Source organism: Anaerolineaceae bacterium oral taxon 439, from assembly GCA_001717545.1.
Classification (GTDB): Bacteria; Chloroflexota; Anaerolineae; order Anaerolineales; family Anaerolineaceae; genus Flexilinea.
In genome coordinates, this window is record CP017039.1 from 2,193,451 (window position 1) to 2,216,986 (window position 23,536).

Sequence of the window (23,536 nt, forward strand, 5' to 3'; positions counted from 1 at the left end):
AAACCGCTCGCCGGGAGCGGTTTTTCTATATATCCTGAATATGCTAATCCTTCGCCTGTTTACGCGTTCGCGGCTTTTACGATCGCGCTGAACGTCTCCGGATCGCGAACGGCCAGATCCGCCAGCATCTTCCGATTCAGGCAGATATCCGCTTTGCGAAGTCCCGAAATCAGGCGGCTATAAGAAATTCCGTTGATCCGCGCCGCAGCGTTGATCCGCGTAATCCAAAGCTTCCGCAAGTCGCGCTTCCGTACGCGGCGATCGCGAAAAGCGTAAACCAGACCGGATAACAGCGTTTCATTCGCACGGCGGTAAAGCTTCGAACGAGTCGCTCGATACCCTTCCGCTAACTTCAATAATCTCTTGTGCCGGCGATGTCCCTGCGGACCACCCTTAACACGTGCCATAAGCTATAAACTCCTTTGCAAACCCCCGGACGCCGGTTTTTTCAACCCGTTGCGAACATCCGACAGCCGCACTGAAACGAACCGATTACGCCATATAAGGCGCGAGACGCTTGACGCGGCGGACAATCTTCTTGCCCTCCACCGGAATCATCTCTGCCAACAGTTTTTTCGTTCGCACGGACGTTCGGCGGCGTAAATGACTCTTCCCGCCTTTCGTGCGGACGATGATGCCGGACCCAGTCATGCGAAAACGCTTGGAAGTCGCCTTGTGGGTCTTCAGCTTCAACTTACCCGATACTTTTAATTTGCGTGGCACAACAAAACTCCTTAATATTTTATCGCCGAGACGCATAGGAAAAGAACCGCGTCTTCGACGGATTAGCCTGTAAATTATACCCGGGATTCATCCTTCCGCCGGGAAAGACAAAAAATCAGGACGCTAAATTGGATTACGGCTCTCCTTCGCCGTCCTCCTCCTCCTCGTCATCGTACGCCTCGTCGATCTCGTCCTCGATCTCAGGTTCAGGTTCATTCGCGCGTTCTTCCTTAATTTTAGCGATTTTTTTCATGTTCGGCGCTAAGAGCATCCCCATCGTCCGCCCTTCCATACCCGGCGCCTGCTCGATCATCGCGATATCGCTCAGGTCCTGCGCAATTTCACGCAAATCCTCCAACGCAATTTCCGGATAAGTAATTTCACGCCCGCGAAACCGAATCGTCACGCGCACCTTCATCCCGCTCATCAGCCACCGGCGGGCGTCGCGCGTCTTGAAAGATCGATGATGATCTCCTGTTTTCGGACGCAGCCGGATTTCCTTGATCTCTATTTTCGTTTGAGACTTTCGGGCTTCCTTCTCTTTTTTCATCCGCTCATACAGGAACTTGCCAAAATCCATCACACGGCAGACCGGCGGATTCCCATTCGGCGAAACCTCTACCAGATCCAGATTTGCGTCCTGCGCCATTTTTAACGCTTCGTAGGTCGATATGACGCCGATGTTATTGCCCTGATGATCGATGACCCGAACCTCGGGAACCCGAATCGATTCGTTTACGCGAAAATCTTGTGTACTAATCTTATGCTCCTTCCAACTTGCCGGCGAATTTCAGGTCAGGCCAGCAAATTACCAGTCAAATATATCATAATCCGCGATTTTCCGCAATCATGACCTTTGTCAGGTCTGCAAAAACCCGTCACGATATCCGGAATCCGCTATAATAATCGGCATGACGCCCCTGAACGAACTCGCAACCGCGGCTCAGCCTTTCCTCGGCTTCCAGCTCACCCCGTCACAACTCGACCAGTTTGAGCGCTTTCTATTCGAAATCCTCGAATGGAACGCGAAATTCAACCTGACCGCGATCCGCGACCCTGAATCGATTCGCGTGAAACATTTCCTCGATTCCCTGACCGTCGCGACAGGGACCGGCGATCTGAACCGGAAGACGCTCGCCGACGTCGGGACCGGGGGAGGCTTCCCGGGAATCCCGCTGAAAATCGCGTTCCCGGAACTGAAGCTGACGCTGATCGATTCGATCGGGAAAAAGCTGAAATTCTGTGAACGCGTCTGCGCGCTTTTCGGCTGGACCGACGTCGTGACGCTGCATGCCCGGGCCGAAGACGCGGGCCGCATGGCGCAGCTTCGGGAGCGGCAGGATTTCGCGGTCGCCCGCGCCGTATCGCGTCTCCCGGTTCTCTGCGAGTACCTGATGCCGCTCGTGACCGTTGGCGGCGCCATGCTTGCGCAGAAATCCGCTGACTGCGACGAGGAAATCGCCAGCGCGAAAAAGGCGATCACGCTCCTCGGCGGCGCGTTCGAGTCAAGCCTCCGATTCGAACTCCCAGGCGCCGGCGGCGAAACGTCCGGCCGCGCCCTCGTCGTCATCCGCAAGCGCAGCTCAACGCCGGCGGCTTACCCGCGTCAGGCCGGGATTCCGCTCAAAAAACCGCTCGGCTAAACCATTCCCTCTTTCAGCAGGATACCATCACGGACTTCCCAAATCGTCCGGCTCCCCAGGAACTCAGACGAAAAAAACTTCAAGTCCGTCGTCGTCACGATCCCCTGACCGCATTCGTCCAGCAGCCGCATCAGCTCCCCACGCCGTCCCGCGTCCAGCTCAGAAAACGTCTCGTCGAGGAGCAGCAGCGGCGCCGTCCCCTTCGCCTCCCGAATCCAGTCGACCTCGGCAAATTTCAGCGCCAGCAGGACCGTTCGGACCTGACCGCGGGAGCCATAAACGCCGACATCAATTCCATTCGTCACAACGCGCATTTCATCACGATGCGGCCCGATCGTCGAAACGCCGCGCCGGATATCCTGCCTGCGTCCGGATTCGAGCGCCGTCCGGACCGCCATGGTAATTCCGGCGATCGCTTCGGGTTCCGCTTTCCCGTCCGCGCCGACGAGCTCCGTCAGCGTCAGATCTGCATCGCTCAGCGCCGGCCGGTACCTGAGCGACATCACCTCGTTCCGCCCCGTCAGTCGCTGCAGCGCGGTATCCGCCAGCCGCTCCAGCGTTGCGATCGCCCGGGCGCGATGATAAATCAGGAACGCCCCCTGCCCGGCCAGGAGCTCATCCCAATAAGCCAGCTGCCCCGGATCGCCGCCGCGCTCGTTTAGCGTCCGAAGAAGCGCGTTCCGCTGCAGGACCGCACGCGCATAGCGGCTCAGCGTCCGAGCGTAACCCGGAACCGACTGCGACAGGAGGATATTCAGGTAGCGCCGCCGCTCCGCGGGCGGTCCGCTGATCATCTCCGTCATCTGCGGAAGGAACAGAACCGCCGGGAACTCGCCGACGGCGGATTGCGCCGTCGTTTTCCGCCCGTCGAGGAGGATTTCTTTCCGAAGCCGCCGGGTTTCCCGCTCGCCTTCTAATATCAATCGGATTTCCAGCTTCCGCTTCTTTTCCCCAACCGCGTATGCAGCAACGATCCGCGCGACAGCCGGGTCCTCCTCTTCCGCCTGAAACCGGATGAGCTGCCGATCCTGACCCGCAAGAGACGTCGAAAACGTCGCGCAATAAAATAAACTTTCGAGAATGCTCGTTTTCCCAACCGCGTTCCCGCCCCGCAATAACAAAATCCCGTTCGGAATATCGCTTTCCAAACGGGCGTAAGAACGAAAATTCGTCAGCGACAGCCGTTCAAGCCGCAAGGTTCCGCCTCGCTTCAGCCCTTCTCGTCTGCCGTAACCGCGGCTTCCATTTCATCGTCTTCAGCGTCAAGCTGCCAGACGTTCGACGATCGATCCACGTAGCAGACTCCATCTAAATGGTCGATTTCATGCTGAAAGATCCGCGCGATCCAGCCCTTCAAGTCATATTTTACCGGCCGGCCATAAACGTCGAGCCCACGAACCTTAACGGCTTCATGCCGCTCGACTTCGCCCGCCAGGCCCGGAATCGACAGGCAGCCTTCCACGCCTATGACCATTTCCTCCGAACGCCAGATAATTTCAGGATTGACAACCTGATACGTCCGCAGCGGCGAATCCTCCTTTTCATCGTCCTCAGGGAACTCGACGACGATCAGGCGAACCAGCTCGCCGACCTGCGGCGCGGCCAGGCCAACCCCATGCGCCTCACGCATCGTCTCCAGCATTTCATTCGCGAGCCGCCGCGTCTCGGCGGTAATCCGCGAAATCTTATGACTTTTCTTCCGTAAAACCGGATTTCCAATTTGAACAATCGGCAAACTCATTGATCCTGACTCCATGATCCACATCCGGCCCATAGCCGGAATTCAGTTACGATTAAATCTTTCCATAATTGTAACTGTTTTTCTGGGAATAAACGTTCCCGGTCCGAAAAAATAAATAATCGTTCCGGGACCTGGCGCCGCCCGATGAATCAGGCCTCGAACCATTGATTCCTCGCGGGAACCTTCAACGCCCTGAACGCGTTCCCCGCTGCCTTTCGCAGCGGCTTCGAGCCGCAGACGAAAACGTCATAGCGGTCGCGCTCCCGCGGATAAACGCGCCGGATCGATTCCGCCGAAATCGGTTCTCCAATCGACCTCACAACCGTCAGCTTCAACCGTTCCTCCAGCCTCGTCAGCTCCTCTGCAAACCAGACCGCCGTTTCGCTGTCGGCGCGGTAAATCAGCGTCAGCTTCCGTGGGTCGCGTCTTTCCGCCAGCGTTCTAAGCGACGCTATCGCCGCCGCGATCCCGTACCCATCGACGATAAAGACGAATCCGTCCGCTCCGAGCCGATCCAGCCGGAAATTCCCATGCGCGATCCCCACCGCCGCTTTCGTCCCGACGCGAAGCGAATCGCGTCCGCCCGGAAACGCAGCGCGCAGCGTACCATCCTTCCCAACGCCGCTGATATAAAACAGCGGCTTTCCGGAAAAGGCGCCGCCGTTCAGCGCCAGTCCAACCGACTGGCCCGGGAGAACGACGGCGTGACCCGATTTCCGTACGAACGTCGCCTCGACCGCATCCGCGCCGATCTCAACAAGCTCGCTGATCTCATAGCGCGCCGATCGAAGCGGCAGGATCACCCCGCCAACCGCGACGCCCATCACCGCTGCGAGGAGCAGCGCGCCCCACAGCCAGAAAACGACAGGACTCAGATCAGGCGCTTCCGCAAAATACGCCTGCGCCAGCGCGAAAGCGACCACCGCCGCCGTGAGCCAGAATCGTCCGATCCGGAGCGCGCTGTGAATCCCGCCACGCCAGGGATCGGCCGTCAACCGTAAAACCGCCAGTACCGCCAACGCGCCGGCGATCGCGACGAACGTCGGACCTGGCAGCAGGCCCCCGCGCTCCGCGGGCAGAACGTGAACGACCTCCGGAAGCTGACGAAACTTCAGGAGCAAATGCGCAGCGGCAAAGGTCAGCCCGGTCAGCCCGACAGCGCGATCGATCGACGCCGCTTCGCGCGGATTAAACCGTCCTGCGACGCAGGGCAAATCAGCGAACGGGACCAGCGACAGCGTCAGCAGCGACAGCCCCATCACGCCGCAAAGCCGCGCGGCAATCCACCCGGCATCCAGCCCCCCCCCGCTTCGAAGCGTAAACAGCGCCGCCCCCGTCGGGAGCAGCGCGGCCAAAACCAAACCAGCAATAAAAAACGTCCGGGAAGATCGGAGCGCCGCGACGAACGCGCGGCGTTCCGATCGATTTACAGCAGCGTTCATGCCTGAATTTCCTTTCCAAATTTACCTGTTGCGGCTACCCGATACGCCGGACGATCAACCCGGCGATAACCGTCACCGCGACGAAAAAGCCGATGACGACAAAAACAAGCGTATTTATCATACTGCGCCTCCATTTCGAATTCCACTTCATTATACAGTCTTCCTCTGGAACCGACTGAAAACCGGAAATCGCGGCGCGCCGGACGCGCTCTCCCCGCCCAGATCAGGGACAGGTAAAGAACTGTCATGAAGGGAACCTGTCGAACGCCGCGGCCAACAGCAGGAATTCCCAAACGCGTACCTTCCGCCTGAAACAGGCCGAATACAGTATCATTTTAATAAGGGGAACGCATGGAAATTCAGAAGTTGCTCGATTCTTTCGTCATACAAAGCGAAAATATCCTGAAGGACAATCTGACGGGAATCTACCTTCATGGCTCGATAGCGATGGGATGTTTCAATGGTCAAAAAAGCGATATAGATTTAATCGTCGTCGTTCAGCGTGAGCTTTCCAACGCAATAAAACGCCAATATATGGATAAGATCGTCGAACTGAACAATCAGGCGCCTGGAAAAGGGTTGGAGCTGAGCGTCGTCAGGGAGTCGGCCTGCAATCCCGTTATCTACCCGACGCCATATGAGCTGCATTTTTCGGCAATTCACTTGAACCGATACGCTTCGGATCCCGAGGAGTACATCGAAAAGATGAAGGGGATGGATAAGGACCTGGCAGCGCATTTCAAAATCATCCGCCATCGGGGAAAAACCATATATGGAAGAAACGTATCCTCCGTTTTTTCCGAAGTCAGCGATCAGAACTATATGGACAGCGTCTGGTCGGACGTTGAAAAGGCAGAAGAAGGCATCAACGGAAATCCGACATACGTTATCCTGAATTTATGCAGAGTACTGGCGTACGCCAGCGAAAAGCTGATCTTGTCCAAGCGGGAAGGCGGAGAATGGGCGCTGCGGCGAATTCCCAGTCAAGGATTCAAAAGAATCATAGCGGCCGCGATCGAAGATTACAGAGGCGGCAGGGTTATAAAGACAGATTCTCCAGCTGCGGTAGAGTTTGCGGAAACCATGCTGCGGGAGATTCGCGATTCAGGATCGGTCTTTTTTCGAAACACGCGGAACGACGAATCAATTGGACACTGCGGAATCAGAGAGGAAGCCAGACTGATTTCGGGCCATCCGGTTGATCCCGGTGAAAATGAAGAAGCGGCATGATGATCTTCAAGCCGAAAAGAAAGGAAGGGAACGCATGCAAACGTTCAATCGAAACGCCAGGAGCGAAAGCCTACGCGAAAATTCAGAGCAGAACGACGCGAACGATTATGCGTTCCGTGACGCCGACGAACGCGTCGAAGCCTTTCTTGACGTCTACCGTCGCCTTGAAAAAGCTCTGAAATCGAACAGGCGCTACGCCCAAAATAATCCGTACGACAACGTTATTATCCGCTTCAGCAACTCGAACGAAGGCAAGGCATATAAAGAATCGCTCGACCTTATCCGTGAGATCCGGAACCTGCTGACCCATTCGCCGAAAGTCGCCGGCGATTACCCGGTCGAGCCTTCTCCCGCGCTGTACCGAATCCTGAAAGAGGTCCTGGAGATCGTCGAGAATCCCGAACTCGCGGTCAATTACGCGATCCGCGCGGATCAGGTCTTCAAGACCTCGCTTCATGAAAACGCGCTGAACGTCATGCGTAAAATGGAGTCTGCCGGCTTTTCGCACGTTCCCGTCGTCATCCGCGACGAGCTCCTCGGCGTCTTCAGCAAAACCAGCGTCTTTTCGTACATTATTAAAAGCGGAGAAAAACAGATCGGCACAGCGTTGAAAATCAGCGATTTTCTTCCCTATATCGACCTGAATTATCCGAATGGGGACCGGTATGAATTCGCGACGAAGGACGCCCTCGCCGCCGACGTCCGCGACCTGTTCGACATGAGTCTCAACCGCCGCTCGCGTCGGATCTCCGCTGTCTTTCTGACCGAAACCGGCGAACCGAAAGCGAAACTGGTCGGAATGATCACCCCGTGGGATATCCTGAAAAACGCGAACGACGCGCGCTCGGGCGCGGGGAAGTAAGCGCCGCGGATTTCTTACGCTCGTCTTATAATCGTCGAGTAAATTTAAACGAGACGCTTGATGATTTATCATGAGTTGAAAATTTGAAAGGAACGTACATGATTCGATTCGATCGATTTACAAAAGAAGCTCAGGACGTCGCGCAGCGCGCGATTGAGCTTTTAAAAGACTATAAACATAATCAACTTGCAACTGAACATATCTTACTGGCGCTGATCGAGAACCCGGAATCCGCGGCGGCGTCGCTCCTGTCACAGATGGACGTCAGCGCTGAGACGCTCGCTGACCGGATCGACTTCATGCTCCGAACGCGGGTCAAAGCCGATTTCTATAGCGGCGGCTCCGGCCAGCTCTTTATTACGCCCGAGGTCCGCTCGATTATTGATAAAGCTCCAGCCGAAGCCAGCCGGCTGAAAGCCGATCTCGCCGGCCCGGAACATATGTTCCTGGCGATCCTGACCGAAAAAGGCACGGCCGTTTCGCGCCTGATGCAGGAGTTTGATCTCAACTGGACCAAGGCGTATAATCTCCTCGCCCAGAAAAGCCAGAGCGCTTCGCAGAACCGGAAAACGATCAACACGAAATATAAAAACGTCGCAAAGTATTCCCGCGACCTGACGGATCAGGCCGCTAACGGCAAGCTCGATCCGGTTATCGGCCGAGACGCCGAGATTTTACGCGTGATTCAGGTCCTTTGCCGCCGGACGAAAAATAATCCGGTCCTGATCGGGGCCGCCGGCGTCGGAAAGACCGCGATCGCCGAAGGCCTGGCGCAGAAAATCTCCGTCAACGACGTTCCCGAACCGCTGATGGATAAAAAGGTCATGTCGCTCGATATCGGCGCGATGGTCGCCGGATCGAAGTTCCGTGGCGAATTCGAAGAGCGGCTGAAAGCCGTAATCGAGGAGGTCCGCGCTTCCGAAGGCGAAATTATCCTGTTCATCGACGAGCTGCATACGGTCGTCGGCGCGGGCGCGTCGCAGGGCGCGATCGACGCCTCCAACATGCTCAAGCCGGCCCTGGCGCGCGGCGAACTGCAGTGCATCGGCGCGACAACATTCGATGAATACCGAAAATATATTGAAAAGGACGCGGCGCTCGAACGCCGTTTCGCTTCCGTCTACGTTGAAGAACCGAGCGATGGAGTTACGATCGCGATGCTCCGCGGGCTGAAGGATCGCTACGAGGATCATCATAAAATCAAGTTCGACGATGCCGCGCTTGAAGCCGCCGTCCATCTCTCATCGCGCTACGTGACCGACCGCTATCAGCCGGATAAAGCGATCGACCTGATCGACGAATCGGCGGCGAAACGGCGCGTCGCGCTCTTCTCGATCCCGGACGAACTGCGGCAGATGAAAAATAAGATCAGCGCGCTGACGCAGGAGGAGGAGGAAGCCGGAAACGACCGCGACTACGAACGCGCCGCCCGAATTAAAGCGGAACGGATCCGAATCGAGAGCGAATTCGAGAAAAAAAGCCGCGCCTGGAAAACGGACCAGAAGCTCGACGATATCGTCAAAGTCGACGATATCGCCCAGGTCGTCGCCCAATGGACCGGAATCCCGGTCAACGCGATGCTTGAAAACGAAACCGAGCGGTTGATCAAGATGGAAGAACGGCTCGCCGAACGGATTATCGGTCAGAAAGAAGCGGTTCACGGTTTGTCGGACGCGATCCGCCGCGCCCGAACCGGATTCAAGGATCCGAAACGCCCGATCGGCTCGTTTATCTTCATCGGCCCGTCCGGCGTCGGGAAAACCGAGCTCGCGAAAGCGCTGGCGGAGTTCCTTTTTGACGACGAGGACGCGCTCGTCCGAATTGACATGAGCGAGTATCGCGAACGCCATACCGCGTCTCGATTATTCGGCGCGCCGCCAGGATACGTCGGCTATGAAGAAGGCGGTCAGCTGACCGAGGCCGTCCGCCGCCGCCCCTATCGCGTTATCCTTTTCGACGAAATCGAAAAAGCGCACCCCGAAGTCTGGAACTCGCTGCTGCAAATCCTTGACGACGGACGGCTGACCGACGGGCAGGGACAGATCGTCGACTTCCGCAACACTGTCCTAATCATGACCTCAAATCTCGGAACGGAATATATCAGCCGCAGCGGCACGCTCGGCTTTCTCGGCACGGGCGAAAACAATGAAGACCGCGACGCGAAGATCAAGATTGACCGCGCGCTCAAGGATACGTTCCGTCCCGAATTCCTTAACCGGATCGACGAAATTATCATGTTCTCGCGACTGAGCGTTGACGAGATGAAAGAGATTGTCGATCTGCAGCTCAAGGAAATCTGCGGACGGATCGTCGACATGGGGCTCACGCTCAACCTCGACGACAGCGCGCGGACCTGGCTGGCGACCGTCGGCTATGACCCCGCCTTCGGAGCACGCCCAATGCGCCGCGCGCTCCAGAAGTACCTTGAAAGCCCGTTGTCGATGAAGTTCCTGTCCGGCGAGGTCGTCAGCGGCGACATCGTCAGCGTGACCAAGGATCCGGAACGGGACGCGCTCGTTATCACGAGAGAAACCGCGGAAGATTAAATTAACGACGTGAATCTTTCAATCCATCGTTCCTCGAAGCTGATCGCCCCGGGGAACGATGGACAGCGCTGCCGCCGCAAGGACGCCCAAAGATACCGACGCTACAACGCGATAGCCCCGTCATCCGGAAGAAACTGCTCGATCCCAAGATACAGAATTCCGGATTCATCTCTCCAGGGCCGGATAAAATCGCGGACAACAACCATCTTGGCGAATGAATCAGGAATGCGAATCAGCGAAGCGATTTCCTGCCTTCGCTTTTCCGGATCGTCGACCGATAAAGCTGACTGGATGTAATACCCTCTGATCCCCGCGATTGACGATAAAATCAACTTCCAGCTGTTTCCGGATTTTCTTTCCTTTTCTCCGTTTCGCCTGAAAGCGGTTCATAACCAGTTTTATCGCCAGGCCGTCCCGCCTTTTCGCCTGAGGAGAGATGAAATGATAGAATATTCCTCATGAACGAAAGCGATACCAACCGGCGCGTGCTGACGCTTTTCCTGATCGGAACGGCGGTTTATGGCCTGACGCTGATTCTCTGCCTGATCATCAAGAAGCATGCGCTGACCGCCGCGATCAGCGCCGTCGGCGCTATCGCCTATATCGCTTTTGCGCTCTATCTGCTTTGGCTCAGGCGCAGCGGCTTCAACCTCAGCGAAAGTGCACGCCCTGCGCGCCGGCGACCGGAAGCGGGAAACGCCCGGCCGATCGAGGAAGCGATCCGGCAGGAAAATCCGCTCAGAATCCATATCGATCTCCCGAAAAATCCGACTCCGGACGAAGACAGAACCGTATCGGAAGAAACGCCTGATTCCGCCGCGTCCTCCCGCCTGGCTGCGCAGCAAACGGACGAAATCGCTCCGAACGGAACGATCCTCTTCAAAACACACGCCCACTGGATGAAATTTTTTCGAAGCAGCTTCAGCGTCCTGCTGATCGGGATCGCGTGCCTGGCTTTCGGAATATATGGCTCGACCGGATCGAAACCGTTCCTGCCGTCGGAATTTCGCTCTGTCGTCGGGGCTGCGATTCTCGCCTGCGCTGCCGTCGCGCTGACCCTTTGGATAGACTGCGCCAACGATGAATTCCGGATTGAGAATGACCGCGTCGCCGAGGTTTACCGGAAGCCCTTCGGCTTTGAACGGGAAAGAACCGCCCTGTTGAATAAAATCCAGACAGTCGAGATCGCCCGGAAGAACCTCTTTGCCTTCCTGTTTAACTATGGCGACGTCGCGATTAACATCGGCGAATCCGTTTTGCACTTCGAATACGTTCCCGATCCGAAGGCCTTCCGAGAACGAATCTTCGCCCAAATCGCCGCCTGCGAAACGCTCGATCGGGAGCGCGCCAACCATGCACAGCGTCAATTTATCGAAGAAATCGTCACGGCAATCCGGCTTGAAAAATAGCTTTCGAAGTATCTTTCATACAGCAATTACTCGGACAAAGAATAAACTGATAACATATTGGAGTCCTGAAACTGAGCAAGCCGTTCTTGAACGATTATCACTTTAAGGAATCAAGCAAAGATGCATATTTACTCGCGCAGATTTCATCGCTTAGTATGGTCTGAAATGTTGAAGCAAGACTGGGTTCCATATTCCTTCTCGACACTTAATCTTCCTATCCAACATTGGAGTCGCAGCTTAACTGGCAGTTTTTTTACTCCTCTCGCCCCCTATCGCACGCCCATCCCACCAGCCGCACGGAGAACCCGGCGCCGCATATCTTTCCGCGCTTCGGCTCGGCGGTCGGACAGCCTTGCTGTATAATGGGAAAAAATTTCAAAAATAGACGTCCTGGAGGCAGTATGGATAAAACGATCGTTCCGATTTATGATCCGGCGAAAATTGAAAAGAAATGGCATGGGTTATGGGAGGAAAATCGTCTGGATTATTCCGATATTGACCTGACCAAACCGAAACACTATGCGCTGACGATGCTCCCGTATCCGTCGGGAAATCTTCATATCGGCCACTGGTACGCGATTACCCCGTCCGACGCGCACGCGCGCTTTATGCGGATGCAGGGGTATAACGTTTTATTTCCGATGGGGTTCGATGCGTTCGGGCTCCCCGCCGAAAACGCCGCCATCAAGCATAATATCCACCCGGCAGAATGGACGTTTAAAAATATCGACCACATGCGCGATCAGCTTAAATCGATGGGCTGCATGTTTGACTGGCGCCGTGAGATTATCAGCGCGAAACCTGAGTATTACCGCTGGACGCAATGGTTTTTCATTCAGCTGCTGAAAAACGGGCTGGCGTATCAGAAATTCTCGCCGGTCGACTGGTGCCCCACGTGCAACACGACGCTCGCCCGGGAACAGGTCTGGGGTGACGATCGGCATTGCGAACGCTGCGGAACGCCGGTTATCAAGAAAAACCTGAATCAATGGTACTTCAGGACGACCCAATACGCCGATCAGCTCCTCGATTTTTCCGGGATGGACTGGCCGGAACGCGTTCGAACGCTTCAGACGAACTGGATCGGCCGATCGGAAGGCGCGTCCGTGACGTTCGAAACCGAATCCGGCGACCCGCTCGTCGTTTTCACGACGCGACCCGATACGCTCTGGGGCGCGACGTTCATGGTCCTTGCCCCGGAACATCCGCTGGTCGGGAAGCTCACAACCCAGTCGCAGAAGGCGGCGATCGGCGCCTATATCGAAGAAGCAGCGCGACAAACGGACATCCAGCGCGAAGCGGAAGGGCGGGAGAAGACCGGCGTCTTCACCGGTTCCTACGCGATCAACCCAGTCAATGGGAAACGGATCCCGATCTGGATCGCTGACTACGTCCTGATGGGGTATGGAACCGGCGCGATTATGGCGGTCCCGGCGCATGACCAGCGCGATTTCGATTTCGCCAGGAAATTCGGGCTTGAAATTATCGTCGTCGTTCAGCCGGACGACATGGAACCCCTCGATGGAAAAACGATGAGCGAGGCGGTCCCGGCGCAGGGGAAACTCGTCAATTCCGACGAGATGAACGGCGTTTCCGGCGACGAAGCGATACCGCGCGTGATCGCCTGGCTCGAAGAAAAAAAGATCGGCGAACGGAAGATTACCTATCGCCTCCGCGACTGGCTGATCAGCCGGCAGCGCTACTGGGGAACGCCGATCCCGATAATCTACTGCCCGGAACATGGCGCCGTTCCTGTTCCCGAGGACCAGCTCCCGGTCAGACTCCCGGACGACGTCCAATGGACCCCAACCGGCGAAAGCCCGCTCAAGCTGCATCCAACCTGGAAGTACGCGAAATGCCCAATCTGCGGTCGGGACGCGGAACGCGAGACCGATACGCTGGATACGTTCCTCTGTTCCAGCTGGTACCATCTTGGGTATCTCAGCCCATATCATCAGGGTTATCCATTCGCGCAGGAAGAATACGATTACTGGATGCCGGTCGACGTCTACACGGGCGGTATCGAGCACGCGACCATGCACCTGATCTATACGCGGTTCTTCCATAAAGCCGGACGCGATATCGGCGTCATGAAAGGCAAAGAACCGATGATCGCGCTCCGGAACCAGGGAATCGTCCTCGGAGAAGACAGCGAAAAAATGTCGAAGAGCCGCGGAAACGTCGTCGATCCGGATAAGCTCATCGAGTTTTACGGCGCCGATACCGTACGCGCGTACCTGATGTTTTTTGCGCGCTGGGAACTGGGCGCTCCCTGGAACAGCTCCGGAATCGAAGGCAGCTCGCGTTGGATTCGCCGAACCTGGTCAACAATCCTCGAACCGGCGGATAACGACGACGACGCGAGCGAAGATACGCTCCGAGAACTTCGCCGCAAGGTACATCAGACGCTGAAATCGGTAACGCGTGATTTCGAATCGTTCTCGTTCAATACGATCGTATCCAGCCTGATGGAACTGCTGAATAAGATGATCAAAGCGAAGCAGGCCGGCGCGTTCAGGACGGAAGCCTGGGACGAAGCGGTCGAAATTTACCTGAAAATGATGGCGCCGATCGCGCCGCATATCACCGAAGAGCTCTGGTCGCTCCTCGGAAAATCAGGCTCGGTCCACGTTCAGCGCTGGCCCGAACTCGACGCCGAAGCCGCGAAAGCCGACGAAATAACGCTCGTCGTTCAGGTCAACGGGAAGCTCCGCGACCGGATCACGCTCCCCGCGGAATACGCCGAAGCCGAAGCGAAAGCCGCCGCGCTCGAAAGCGCGAACGTCAGGGCCGCGCTGGCCGGACGCGAGCCGAAAAAAATCATCGTTGTCCCCGGGAAGCTGGTCAATATCGTCGGATAATCCTGAAGGCGAAAGAAAAGGAAGAAAAAGATATCAAAACTGCGCTGTTTTCTGATCAGCGCAGTTTAGTTTTCAAATCCGGGAAACAGTTCCGGCTGAAATTCCGCTCAAGCTTATAACAAACGCAGTTCCGAGCCCTGTAAAGACGGCGCCCGCTCGATCTCCGCGCGTTCAATCGTCATCCGCTCCGGAGCGATCGGACGCAGCAGGTCGGAAACTTCGCGCGGATCATCGCATGTCAGCCATCGGTCGCGATCCTTCCGGTCTATAATAACCGGCATACGCGAATGGACCCGCGCAGCGATTTCGTTCGCTGCCGTCGTGATCATCGTCGCTGAATAGACTTCGTTTCCCTCCGCGTCCATCCAATAATCCCAAAGACCGGCAAACGTGAAGATCTTCGTATCGGGGAGAAAAAACCGATACGGGGTTTTCGTCCCGCCTTCCGAAGTCCATTCATAATACGACGTCGCCGGGATCAGCGCGCGCCGTCTCCGGAATGCGTTCCGGAACGACGCCCGTTCCAGGAGCGTTTCAGCCCGCGCGTTGAACGTTTTCCGCGCGATTGAAACGTCCTTCGCCCAGGACGGAACCAGTCCCCAATAAAAGTATTCCAGCTTCCGACGCTTCGCGTCGATCAGGATCGCGATCCCACTCCCGGGCGTGACCTGATCTCTGGGTTCAAAACGCGGCGGAAGCACCAACAGGTTCAGTTCCTCCGCCAGCGCCGCCAGCTCTGTCATCAATGAATATCGGCCGCACATATCCGATTTCAGCTCAATCTTCCAAAAACCGGTCCGTCAAAAACGTCTTGATCGCTTTAATCGAACCGGCGCGGTCGTCGCGCGAAACGCTGTGGCCCGAGATCGGCGAATAATACCAGCTCCAGTTTGGGTGAGCCGCGAGGAGTCCGCGCACGATTTCGGGCGTAACGATTCCGTTCAGCTCCGGATTCCCGGTCATCAGCAACGCCGGGAGCGTCATTTTCGCCGTGATCCGGTCCCAGTCTTTTACCAACTCCGGCAGGATCGCCAACGATTCAAACGTCGCCTGCTGCTTGGCTTTCGCCCAGGCGCGGTAATCTTCCTCCGCCCAGTTTGGATTTCGCGCCCGGATTTCCACGATCAGGTCCGCGTAAGACGCCGCATGATACGCCGTCAGGTCCGAGCGGAAACTATCGATCCCGGCGGCGATCCGTTCCTCGGTAACCAGCGCTGGATCGAACCAGGGCGGATCGATCAGGACCACGCCCCGCGTCAGCTCGCGATACTCAGCGCCCAGGTACGCCGTAACCGCCGCGCCCATCGAATGCCCAATGACGACCGGACGGTCCAATTCGTATTCCCGGATCAGCGCGGCCGCGTCGCCCGCCATCGCCGCGATCGAATAGTCGTTATCAGCGGCCTTATCCGAAGCGCCATGTCCGCGCATATCGGGGAAGACAACGTCATACGAAAACGCAAGCGCCGCGACGAGACTGCTCCAGAGCATGCCGCTGTCGGTCAGTCCATGAAGAAGAACGACAGCCGGGAGCTCGCCGCCGGTACGATGCACCGTGAGTCTCGTTTTTCCAGCTTCAAAGCTCCCGCGATACAGGTTCAATTTTCAACCTCATTTACGATCGCTACGCCTGAGCTGGTCCCGATTCGGGTCGCCCCCGCGTCGATCATCTTCCGAACGTCCGCCAGCGTTCGAATCCCTCCCGACGCTTTCACCTCAACCTCTTCGTCAACCCATTTCCGCATGTTGCGGACGTCTTCGACCTTCGCTCCGCCGGTCGAGAATCCGGTCGACGTTTTCACGAACATCGCGCCGCAGGCCTGACTCACCAGGCAAGCGATTTTCATTTCCTCTTCGGTCAGCAGGCAGGTCTCCAGAATCACCTTAACGATGGCTTTATCTCTGACCGCGTAAACGACCTGCAGGATATCGTTCGCAACAGTCCGATAATCCTTCCCCTTCAACGCGCCGATATTCAGGACCATGTCGACTTCTTTCGCGCCGTTTTCAGCGGCAAGTTCCGCCTCAAAAGCTTTCGCCTTCGTCGCCATCGCGCCTAACGGGAAGCCAACGACCGTACAGACCCGGACATTCGTTCCGCGTAAAAGCTCAACGCACAGCGGGACCCAGGTCCCGTTGACACAGACAGAAGCGAAATGATTTTCGCGCGCTTCATTGCAGAGTTTAACAATCTGATCCTGCGTCGCGTCAGCTTTCAGGAGCGTATGATCGATCATGCAAGCAATTTTCGCTTTTTCGCTGAACGGGATTTGCTTCGATTCGTCCTGAACAAGAGCTTCCCAAACGGAATCCGATTCATCTAAGAAGATCAGCGCGTGCGTATCCCCGTAGGCCGCGTGCAGGGGGTGCGACGCAAATTCGGGCAGATCCCCTTGTTCCTCGGTTTCCAGATCTGAAAATTTATCCCAATCCGGTTCCGGTTCGTACCGCGCTTCGCTCACGAACGACTCATACTTTTCCATATTCTTTTTCTTTTTATGATCCTGCGCCATTGTCTTTTTTCTCCTCTGAGTTATCCTGTAGACTCAATCGTTGTTCACTACGGATAATTATAGTCCATTCGGGTCCAATTTCCGCCAGGCTCAGACCGAAGAAAAACCGACCGCGCCGGAATCCGCTCCCGCCCAATCCGTGCCCTCCCACCGAACATCGCTGACAGCCTGATCCGGAATTTTTCGGGATCGCCAGGATCGGAACGATCAAAAACAACCTCCGGCTCATCGTCGGAAGCCCGCTTCCAGCGCTATAATTCACTGAAAAGCCGGAAGGCCGGCGGGGAGAAACTCCGCCAGCTTTCCGGCTAACGCGATCAGCGTGGAAACGCAATCATCGCGCCGATTGCCAGAAACAGGATCTGAATCAGGTACATCGGAACCGCGAATTTCAGGAAGTCTTTCAACTTATACTTCCCCATCCCCAGAATCAACGCCGGCAGTCCGTCAATCGGCAGGAACCCGCCGCCTATTCAGAGATTGGCAATCGATCATCCGCGTTCTCAAAAGCAAAACCAGTTCACAGAACATTCATCATCCAATACAATATCGGAGAAACATAGAACGGAGTTATTTTTCCGATTAAGAAGTTTTACTTCGCTTTCGTTACATTCATCATATTTACCGTGCTCTATCAAGCCATTAGAATTTTAATAATAAGCGAAATCAGAAGCAAAATATCATATCCGCCAGATTTTTGGAGCAATACTTCAAATGATTTTAGAAGAAATTCAAAAGAAAATGCCGGGATTTACAAAATCCGAAAAACAAGTCGCAGAATACATTCTCGCACACGCCAACGCCGTCATCGAGCTAAGTATCTCCGAAATTGCAGCGTTGACAAATACGAGCGACGCGACCATTATCCGATTTTGCAAACGGTTAGGATTAAACGGCGTTTATCAATTAAAAATCAATCTTTCAAACGAATTAGGAAATTCCGGTTACCTCGTCGGCGGAAAGCAAGAAGATACAAATCACTTTTCGAAGTACTGGAAAAAAGTCGAATCAAATATCACAAGTCTTTCACAGAATCTGGACGAAAAAATCATTGAAGACAGTATTGAAACGATTATTACGGCAAAACAAATCCATATTTCAGGGTGGGGGAATACCGGAATGGTCGCCGCCGACTTCGCACATCGCCTGACAATGTTCGGTTTCAATACTTTTTTCACAACGGTCCCGGAATATGCAATGCGAAACCTGGCGACATCACAGGAGCAAACAATCCTCATCGCATTTTCACATTCCGGATCCTCCATTCATATTATCGACATGTTGAAACTAGCCAGATCGTTGAATCGAAAAACAATCCTCATCACAAACACGGAAGGATCGCCTGCAAATAAATATGCCGACTTATCACTGATCGCTAATATCAGGAACGAATTATTCAAGGATTTAGGCGCGGCGTCGCATATTTCGGAATACATCATCATCGACTTACTTTTATACGGCGTCTTATCCCAAAAAGGACCCGCGCAAATTTCGGACCAGGCGGAAGTTCTTCTATCAAGGCACAAACTGTAAGGAAGGAGAAAACGTTGGCCGATCCAGTCGATTCATTATTTTATTGTAAAAACATATCAAAATCCTTTGGCGGAACGAAAGCTTTAAAAAACGTCCAATTAGCAGTCGCGAGAGGCGAAGTTCACGCGCTATTAGGGGAGAATGGCGCTGGCAAGTCAACACTCATGAAAATTATCATCGGACTTTACCGTGAAGATTCCGGCGAAATGTTTTTCTCCGGAGAAAGATATAAGATTGCAGGCCCTTCAGAAGCGTTATCGAAGGGAATTTCAATGATCCATCAGGAATTAAATCCCGAGCCTCATCTGACCATCGCGGAAAGCATCTTTCTAAATCGGGAAGACACCTTTGGGAAAACTATTTTTTTAAATAAAAAAGCGACAAACCAAAGGGCTCAAGCGCTCCTCAATAAGTTCGGGATCAGATTTTCCGCCGATAGGGAAATCAGCTCGCTATCGCTTGCGCAAACTCAGATGATTGAAATTGTCAAAGCGGTGTCTATGAACGCAAAAATGATTATCATGGACGAACCGACATCATCTCTGGACTTCGACGAAACGAAGAGACTATTCGAAACAATCCGAGACCTGAAATCTCAAGGCGTATCTATCATCTATATTTCACATCGGATGGATGAAATTTTTGAGATCTGTGACCGCGTTTCCGTATTCCGCGACGGCTCGTATATATCCACCCACAGCCTGACCGATATCACAAAAGATAAATTAATCAGCCTGATGGTTGGGAAAAAAGTCGAATCTATTTTTCCAAAAATAACCTGCCCGATTGGAGACGTCGTTCTAAAAGTTGAAAATTTATCAGGCGACGGATTTTCAAACATTACGTTTGAAGTCAGAGCTGGAGAAATTCTCGGATTATCCGGATTAGTCGGATCTGGACGAAGCGAGACCGCCTGCGCGATTTTCGGCCTTCGGGAGCGGCGCTCAGGAATGATTTACTTGAACGGGAGGAATTTAAAAATAAATAAACCGATCGATGCAATTCAAAATGGAATTTGTATGGTAAATGAAGATCGAAAGAATTTCGGATTATGCCTGAATCGTCCGATTCGCGAAAATATAACGCTACCCGCTATTCAGGACTTCGTTTCTTATCTGTTGATCAACCATAAAAAAGAAAGGGAAGTTTCCAGCTCTATTTCAAAGAAAATAACGCTCAACGCGAAAAACCTTGATTTAGACGCTTTCTCGCTGAGCGGAGGAAACCAGCAAAAAGTCGTTCTATCCAAATGGCTGCTGACGAATCTGAAAGTCCTGATTCTGGATGAGCCGACGAGAGGCGTCGACGTTGGGGCGAAAGCCGATATTCATAGAGTTATGGGAGAGCTGGCTTCGCAGGGGTTGGCGATCATCATGATCTCATCCGAATTACCGGAGATTATCGGTATCAGCGATCGAATTATTGTCTATCATGAAGGGAAAATCAATGGGATCATCGACCGCGAAATGATTCTAAATGGAGAAATTTCAGAAGAAGAAATATTAAGTTTGGAATTTGGGGAAGAAATGGAGATGATCGAAAGATGAAAGAACGAAAACTTTTTGGAATGACAAAGGAATTATTCCTGAGACGCTACGGTATTACGTTCATCTTTATTGCGATGGTTATTCTCCTGTCGATCGTCTCGCCGGTATTCAGGACATGGCGGAATTGGGTCAGTATTCTTCAACAGGTTTCGACAAATGGCATTTTGGCGTTAGGGATGGTATTCGTCATTACGGCAGGCGGAATTGATTTGTCCATTGGCTCAATGTTGGCGCTGACGAGCGTAGTCGTCGGCGAAACGCTTATTGCTACGAATTCAATTCCATTAGCAATCTTTGCCGCTATTGTCATATGTTCAATATTTGGCTTTATAAACGGCATTTTGGTAGCCAGGTTTGACCTGTTCCCATTCGTTGTTACGCTCGCTACACAGCTCGTTATTCGAGGAATGGCGTATATTGTTTCCGGGGGGCAATCAAAAGTTATCATGCATCCAAACTATCGGGATATCGGCTTGGGAAAAATAGGTGGGATCATCCCATTCTCAGTTCTGATTCTTCTTGGCGTTGCAACCGCATCGTACATACTGCTGCATCAAACTACATTTGGTCGTTATATTTATGCGGTAGGGGGAAACAAAGACGCAGCGCGAGCCTCGGGCGTAAACGTTGAAAAAACAATAATTCAATCATATATTCTGATGGGAGGATGTTCGGCAATATCCGGCGTAATCTTAGCGTCCCGAATTAACGCGTCGCAGCCCAACATCGGCATGGGATATGAAACAGACGCAATCGCAGCCTGCGTTATCGGAGGAACCTCGTTCGCAGGAGGCGTTTCTACAATTCCGGGCGCAATGATTGGAATTTTCATGATCGGAATTATTTACAACGGAATGAACCTGCTCCAGGTCCAATCCTATTGGCAAACTGTTATCAAAGGTTTGCTTATTCTTCTTGCGGTACTTCTTGACATGTATCTCAATAAAAAACGCAGTAAATAACGGGAATACCCGTAAAAAAGGAGAGAAAAAATGAAAAACAAAGTTTTATACATATTGCTGTCAGCCGCTGTTCTCACTTTGATCACAGGCTGCACATCCGGAGATAAACCGTCGGAAACCAAAGTAGTCGTCGGTTGGCTCCAGAAGAACCAAACGAATGTTTTCGAAACGTACATCAATAAAGGAGGCGAAACGGTTCTAAACGAAAAAAAGAAAACTGGAGAAATCACGGACTTCATCCTTCTCGATGGGAATACCGATCCTTCCACACAGATTAATCAGGCAAACGATCTGATTAACTCAAGTGTATCCGCCGCTATTCTGCAGCCAGCGGAAGCCGATGGAAGCGCTCCAGCGCTAAAAGCCCTTACAGACGCCGGGATTCCAGTCGTCGTCGTAAACGCACGAACAAACAATACGGATGAACTCGCCTCCGCATACGTCGGGTCTAACGACATTGTCGCCGGCGAAATGATGGGGAAGTTCGTCCTCGATAAGCTGGGGGAATCTGGCGGCTATGCGCATCTTATGGGTATGGTCGGGAACTCAGCAGCTGTTGAACGCACCACAGGGATTCATAACATTATGGATACAGCGTCCGGATGGACCTTGCTTGACGAACAATCAGCGGAATGGCAGGGAGATAAAGCGAGTAAGTTTGCGCAAGACTGGATCAATCTCCATGGCGACAATCTGGATGCAATTATCTGCGACAACGATGATATGGCAATCGCCGCAAAATTAGCCTGTATCGAAGCTGGACGAGATGACATCGTTGTCATTGGCGTTGATGGAATTCAAAGCGCGCTCCAGATGGTCAAATCAGGCGAGTTAGACGGTACTGTTTTTCAAGACGGCAACGGACAAGGGAAGAAAGCTGCCGAGCTCGCGATCGAATTAACCAAAGGGAATCAGATTCAAAAAGAATACTGGATCGACTTCGTCCTCGTCACGCAAGATAATGTTGATCAATACATTTCAGAATAAATCTTGGTATTAAGGAGGAGACCGGTTATCTTCAAAAATGGCCTCCTCCCCAAAAAACAGGTGGAGAAAAAATGTACGAATTAACGAATAGCGGTCTACCCCTTTACTATATTGAAGAAACAGGAATGATCGCCTTAAGTGGAGAACTATCGTTCGATGGATATTCTCGAAAATATGCGAGCCAAATGGAAGGATTATTCTATACAAAAAAAACGTTATCCTCAAGCGAGGCAATTTACGACGTTTACCGTGGAATCCGATTTCCCAAAGACAAGGCGCTTTTAGATGATTTTGAGTTACGCTACGATATCACAGTGATCTACGACGGAACGATCGACGGAGAAAGAAAAAAAACCTCCGGGCATTATCATGGCTACAATCCAGCCAGAACGGCGACATACGCGGAAGTATATGAGGTTATTAAAGGAAAAGCGCTGTATATTCTTCAACGTGCGGATAATTTCAGCGACACAACCGCTGAAATCCAAGTCAATGACCTGAAATTCGCTATCGTCAATGAAGGAGAAGCGATTATCATTCCGCCAAATTATGGTCATTGTTCTATCAACATCGGAAGCGGGCCCCTGATTTTCAGCAATTTAGCCTACATCCCTTGCAGCGTACATTATGCCCAGGTCCAACGATACCATGGAATGAATTACTACATATTCAACGATAAAGAAAATGAGTTTAATGTAATTCCGAACAGGCTATATCCCCGCAGCCCCAATTATGAGATTGTGACCGTAAAAGAAGCGCCAAACCTCGGGATCAAGTTCGGAGTTCCCATCTACAAGAGCTTCCAGGAAAATCCAAAAGCGTTTAGTTATTTAGGCGACCCAGCGCCCTACGAAAGCCTGATTTTAGAGAACCTGACAGGAGTACAGAAAAAATGAAAAAACTTCAAATTGCTCTCGACTTATTGACCTTGGAAAACGCGCTTGATGTCTTGTCAAAAGTCGCGGAATACGTCGACATTATTGAAGTCGGGACTCCATTAATCATTTCCGAAGGATGCAAAGCGGTAGAAACAATCAAGCGCAAGTATCCCCAAAAAACTGTCTTCGCGGATATTAAAGTCATGGACGGAGGTTCTGTTGTCCCAAAAATCGCTTTTAGCGCGGGAGCCGATATGGTTTCCGTCTTAGCCGCTGCGGATGATAAAACGATATTGGCCACGTTGGATTGCGCGAAAGCATTCAGTGGGAAAGTCCTTGTCGACATGTGTTCCGTTGCAGATTTGACCAAAAGAGGAATCGAGATTGACAAGATGGGCATCGATTATGTTTGCGTTCATGTGGGCTACGATCTTCAAGATCTGAATATTGACCCAGTAGAAGAATTAAAAAAAATATCGTCGATGAAAACGAAAAAGGCAATCGCAGGAGGAATCCGCTTAGAGTCTTTTCAGGATGCCGTGAAGAGCGCGGCCGATATTATCGTCGTCGGAGGGGGTTTATATAATCAGCCAGAAATGGTATCGACAGCAAGGGAAATGCACCATATCATCGAAAGTTTTAATGGAAAACAGGGTTAG

The 23,536-nt window shown here is 53.1% G+C and carries 22 protein-coding genes; 12 read left to right on the forward strand and 10 right to left on the reverse strand.

What is annotated here, in order from left to right; genetic code table 11:
* Nucleotides 1–59: 59 nt before the first annotated feature.
* From BEQ56_09735 to BEQ56_09745, 3 genes are all read right to left on the reverse strand, one after another.
* Complete coding sequence (locus BEQ56_09735) at nt 60–407, reverse strand: 50S ribosomal protein L20 (protein ID AOH43732.1); 348 nt, start codon at nt 405–407, stop codon at nt 60–62.
* 85 nt (nt 408–492) lie between these two features.
* Entirely contained in the window at nt 493–723 is a 231-nt protein-coding gene (locus BEQ56_09740; protein ID AOH43733.1) for a 50S ribosomal protein L35, read from the reverse strand.
* A gap of 133 nt (nt 724–856) precedes the next feature.
* Nucleotides 857–1,483 (reverse strand): translation initiation factor IF-3, encoded by a 627-nt coding sequence (locus BEQ56_09745; protein AOH43734.1) that lies wholly within the window; start codon nt 1,481–1,483, stop codon nt 857–859.
* Between the two features lie 160 nt (nt 1,484–1,643).
* On the opposite strand from BEQ56_09745, the gene BEQ56_09750 reads away from it, so the two are divergent.
* Entirely contained in the window at nt 1,644–2,366 is a 723-nt protein-coding gene (locus BEQ56_09750; GenBank protein ID AOH44494.1) for a hypothetical protein, read from the forward strand.
* Here BEQ56_09750 and BEQ56_09755 read toward each other — a convergent pair.
* From BEQ56_09755 to BEQ56_09765, 3 genes are all read right to left on the reverse strand, one after another.
* A complete protein-coding gene (locus BEQ56_09755) occupies nt 2,363–3,562 on the reverse strand; it encodes a hypothetical protein (protein ID AOH43735.1) in 1,200 nt (399 codons plus the stop codon). The genes BEQ56_09750 and BEQ56_09755 overlap by 4 nt on opposite strands.
* A gap of 14 nt (nt 3,563–3,576) precedes the next feature.
* Entirely contained in the window at nt 3,577–4,107 is a 531-nt protein-coding gene (locus tag BEQ56_09760) for a peptide deformylase (GenBank protein AOH43736.1), read from the reverse strand.
* A gap of 149 nt (nt 4,108–4,256) precedes the next feature.
* Nucleotides 4,257–5,549 carry a hypothetical protein gene (locus BEQ56_09765; GenBank protein AOH43737.1) on the reverse strand — a complete coding sequence of 431 codons (1,293 nt, stop codon included), beginning with the start codon at nt 5,547–5,549 and terminating at the stop codon, nt 4,257–4,259.
* A gap of 351 nt (nt 5,550–5,900) precedes the next feature.
* Between BEQ56_09765 and BEQ56_09770 the strand changes: the two genes are divergently transcribed.
* From BEQ56_09770 to BEQ56_09780, 3 genes are all read left to right on the forward strand, one after another.
* Entirely contained in the window at nt 5,901–6,779 is an 879-nt protein-coding gene (locus BEQ56_09770) for a hypothetical protein (GenBank protein AOH43738.1), read from the forward strand.
* A 34-nt stretch (nt 6,780–6,813) separates the two neighbouring features.
* On the forward strand, nt 6,814–7,641 hold the full coding sequence (locus BEQ56_09775) for a hypothetical protein (protein ID AOH43739.1): 828 nt from the start codon (nt 6,814–6,816) through the stop codon (nt 7,639–7,641).
* A gap of 101 nt (nt 7,642–7,742) precedes the next feature.
* The gene (locus tag BEQ56_09780; GenBank protein ID AOH44495.1) at nt 7,743–10,187 is read left to right on the forward strand and encodes a Clp protease; all 2,445 of its coding nucleotides are present in this window, start codon (nt 7,743–7,745) and stop codon (nt 10,185–10,187) included.
* 101 nt (nt 10,188–10,288) lie between these two features.
* On the opposite strand, the gene BEQ56_09785 is transcribed toward BEQ56_09780, so the two are convergent.
* A complete protein-coding gene (locus tag BEQ56_09785) occupies nt 10,289–10,519 on the reverse strand; it encodes a hypothetical protein (protein ID AOH43740.1) in 231 nt (76 codons plus the stop codon).
* A gap of 126 nt (nt 10,520–10,645) precedes the next feature.
* On the opposite strand from BEQ56_09785, the gene BEQ56_09790 reads away from it, so the two are divergent.
* On the forward strand, nt 10,646–11,596 hold the full coding sequence (locus tag BEQ56_09790) for a hypothetical protein (GenBank protein ID AOH43741.1): 951 nt from the start codon (nt 10,646–10,648) through the stop codon (nt 11,594–11,596).
* Nucleotides 11,597–11,997: 401 nt separating this feature from the next.
* A complete protein-coding gene (locus tag BEQ56_09795) occupies nt 11,998–14,457 on the forward strand; it encodes a leucine--tRNA ligase (GenBank protein AOH43742.1) in 2,460 nt (819 codons plus the stop codon).
* A gap of 113 nt (nt 14,458–14,570) precedes the next feature.
* On the opposite strand, the gene BEQ56_09800 is transcribed toward BEQ56_09795, so the two are convergent.
* The 3 genes from BEQ56_09800 to BEQ56_09810 are packed head-to-tail and all read right to left on the reverse strand — an operon-like array spanning nt 14,571 to nt 16,694.
* Entirely contained in the window at nt 14,571–15,221 is a 651-nt protein-coding gene (locus BEQ56_09800) for a hypothetical protein (GenBank protein AOH43743.1), read from the reverse strand.
* Between the two features lie 13 nt (nt 15,222–15,234).
* Nucleotides 15,235–16,059 (reverse strand): hypothetical protein, encoded by an 825-nt coding sequence (locus BEQ56_09805; protein ID AOH43744.1) that lies wholly within the window; start codon nt 16,057–16,059, stop codon nt 15,235–15,237.
* Nucleotides 16,056–16,694, reverse strand: coding sequence for a deoxyribose-phosphate aldolase (locus BEQ56_09810; GenBank protein AOH44496.1), 639 nt, complete (start codon nt 16,692–16,694; stop codon nt 16,056–16,058). Before BEQ56_09810 ends, BEQ56_09805 begins: the two co-directional genes overlap by 4 nt.
* Nucleotides 16,695–17,684: 990 nt before the next feature.
* Between BEQ56_09810 and BEQ56_09815 the strand changes: the two genes are divergently transcribed.
* The 6 genes from BEQ56_09815 (at nt 17,685) to BEQ56_09840 (ending at nt 23,536) form a co-directional block, all read left to right on the forward strand.
* The gene (locus tag BEQ56_09815) at nt 17,685–18,503 is read left to right on the forward strand and encodes a hypothetical protein (GenBank protein ID AOH43745.1); all 819 of its coding nucleotides are present in this window, start codon (nt 17,685–17,687) and stop codon (nt 18,501–18,503) included.
* A gap of 14 nt (nt 18,504–18,517) precedes the next feature.
* A complete protein-coding gene (locus BEQ56_09820) occupies nt 18,518–20,050 on the forward strand; it encodes a hypothetical protein (protein ID AOH43746.1) in 1,533 nt (510 codons plus the stop codon).
* A complete protein-coding gene (locus tag BEQ56_09825) occupies nt 20,047–21,012 on the forward strand; it encodes a sugar ABC transporter permease (protein AOH43747.1) in 966 nt (321 codons plus the stop codon). The genes BEQ56_09820 and BEQ56_09825 overlap by 4 nt, the downstream gene beginning before the upstream one ends.
* Before the next feature lie 30 nt (nt 21,013–21,042).
* Entirely contained in the window at nt 21,043–21,999 is a 957-nt protein-coding gene (locus BEQ56_09830) for a hypothetical protein (protein AOH43748.1), read from the forward strand.
* Between the two features lie 71 nt (nt 22,000–22,070).
* A complete protein-coding gene (locus BEQ56_09835) occupies nt 22,071–22,895 on the forward strand; it encodes a hypothetical protein (GenBank protein ID AOH43749.1) in 825 nt (274 codons plus the stop codon).
* Nucleotides 22,892–23,536, forward strand: a complete 645-nt coding sequence (locus BEQ56_09840; protein ID AOH43750.1) for a 3-hexulose-6-phosphate synthase — start codon at nt 22,892–22,894, stop codon at nt 23,534–23,536. The genes BEQ56_09835 and BEQ56_09840 overlap by 4 nt, the downstream gene beginning before the upstream one ends.

Coding starts and splice junctions, on each gene's coding strand:
- BEQ56_09830 (AOH43748.1), top strand. CDS start 21,043: ATGAAAAACAAAGTTTTATACATATTGCTGTCAGCCGCTGTTCTCACT.
- BEQ56_09775 (AOH43739.1), top strand. CDS start 6,814: ATGCAAACGTTCAATCGAAACGCCAGGAGCGAAAGCCTACGCGAAAAT.
- BEQ56_09840 (AOH43750.1), top strand. CDS start 22,892: ATGAAAAAACTTCAAATTGCTCTCGACTTATTGACCTTGGAAAACGCG.
- BEQ56_09735 (AOH43732.1), bottom strand. CDS start 407: ATGGCACGTGTTAAGGGTGGTCCGCAGGGACATCGCCGGCACAAGAGA.
- BEQ56_09800 (AOH43743.1), bottom strand. CDS start 15,221: ATGTGCGGCCGATATTCATTGATGACAGAGCTGGCGGCGCTGGCGGAG.
- BEQ56_09765 (AOH43737.1), bottom strand. CDS start 5,549: ATGAACGCTGCTGTAAATCGATCGGAACGCCGCGCGTTCGTCGCGGCG.
- BEQ56_09815 (AOH43745.1), top strand. CDS start 17,685: ATGATTTTAGAAGAAATTCAAAAGAAAATGCCGGGATTTACAAAATCC.
- BEQ56_09835 (AOH43749.1), top strand. CDS start 22,071: ATGTACGAATTAACGAATAGCGGTCTACCCCTTTACTATATTGAAGAA.
- BEQ56_09790 (AOH43741.1), top strand. CDS start 10,646: ATGAACGAAAGCGATACCAACCGGCGCGTGCTGACGCTTTTCCTGATC.
- BEQ56_09810 (AOH44496.1), bottom strand. CDS start 16,694: ATGATCGATCATACGCTCCTGAAAGCTGACGCGACGCAGGATCAGATT.
- BEQ56_09795 (AOH43742.1), top strand. CDS start 11,998: ATGGATAAAACGATCGTTCCGATTTATGATCCGGCGAAAATTGAAAAG.
- BEQ56_09760 (AOH43736.1), bottom strand. CDS start 4,107: ATGAGTTTGCCGATTGTTCAAATTGGAAATCCGGTTTTACGGAAGAAA.
- BEQ56_09770 (AOH43738.1), top strand. CDS start 5,901: ATGGAAATTCAGAAGTTGCTCGATTCTTTCGTCATACAAAGCGAAAAT.
- BEQ56_09825 (AOH43747.1), top strand. CDS start 20,047: ATGAAAGAACGAAAACTTTTTGGAATGACAAAGGAATTATTCCTGAGA.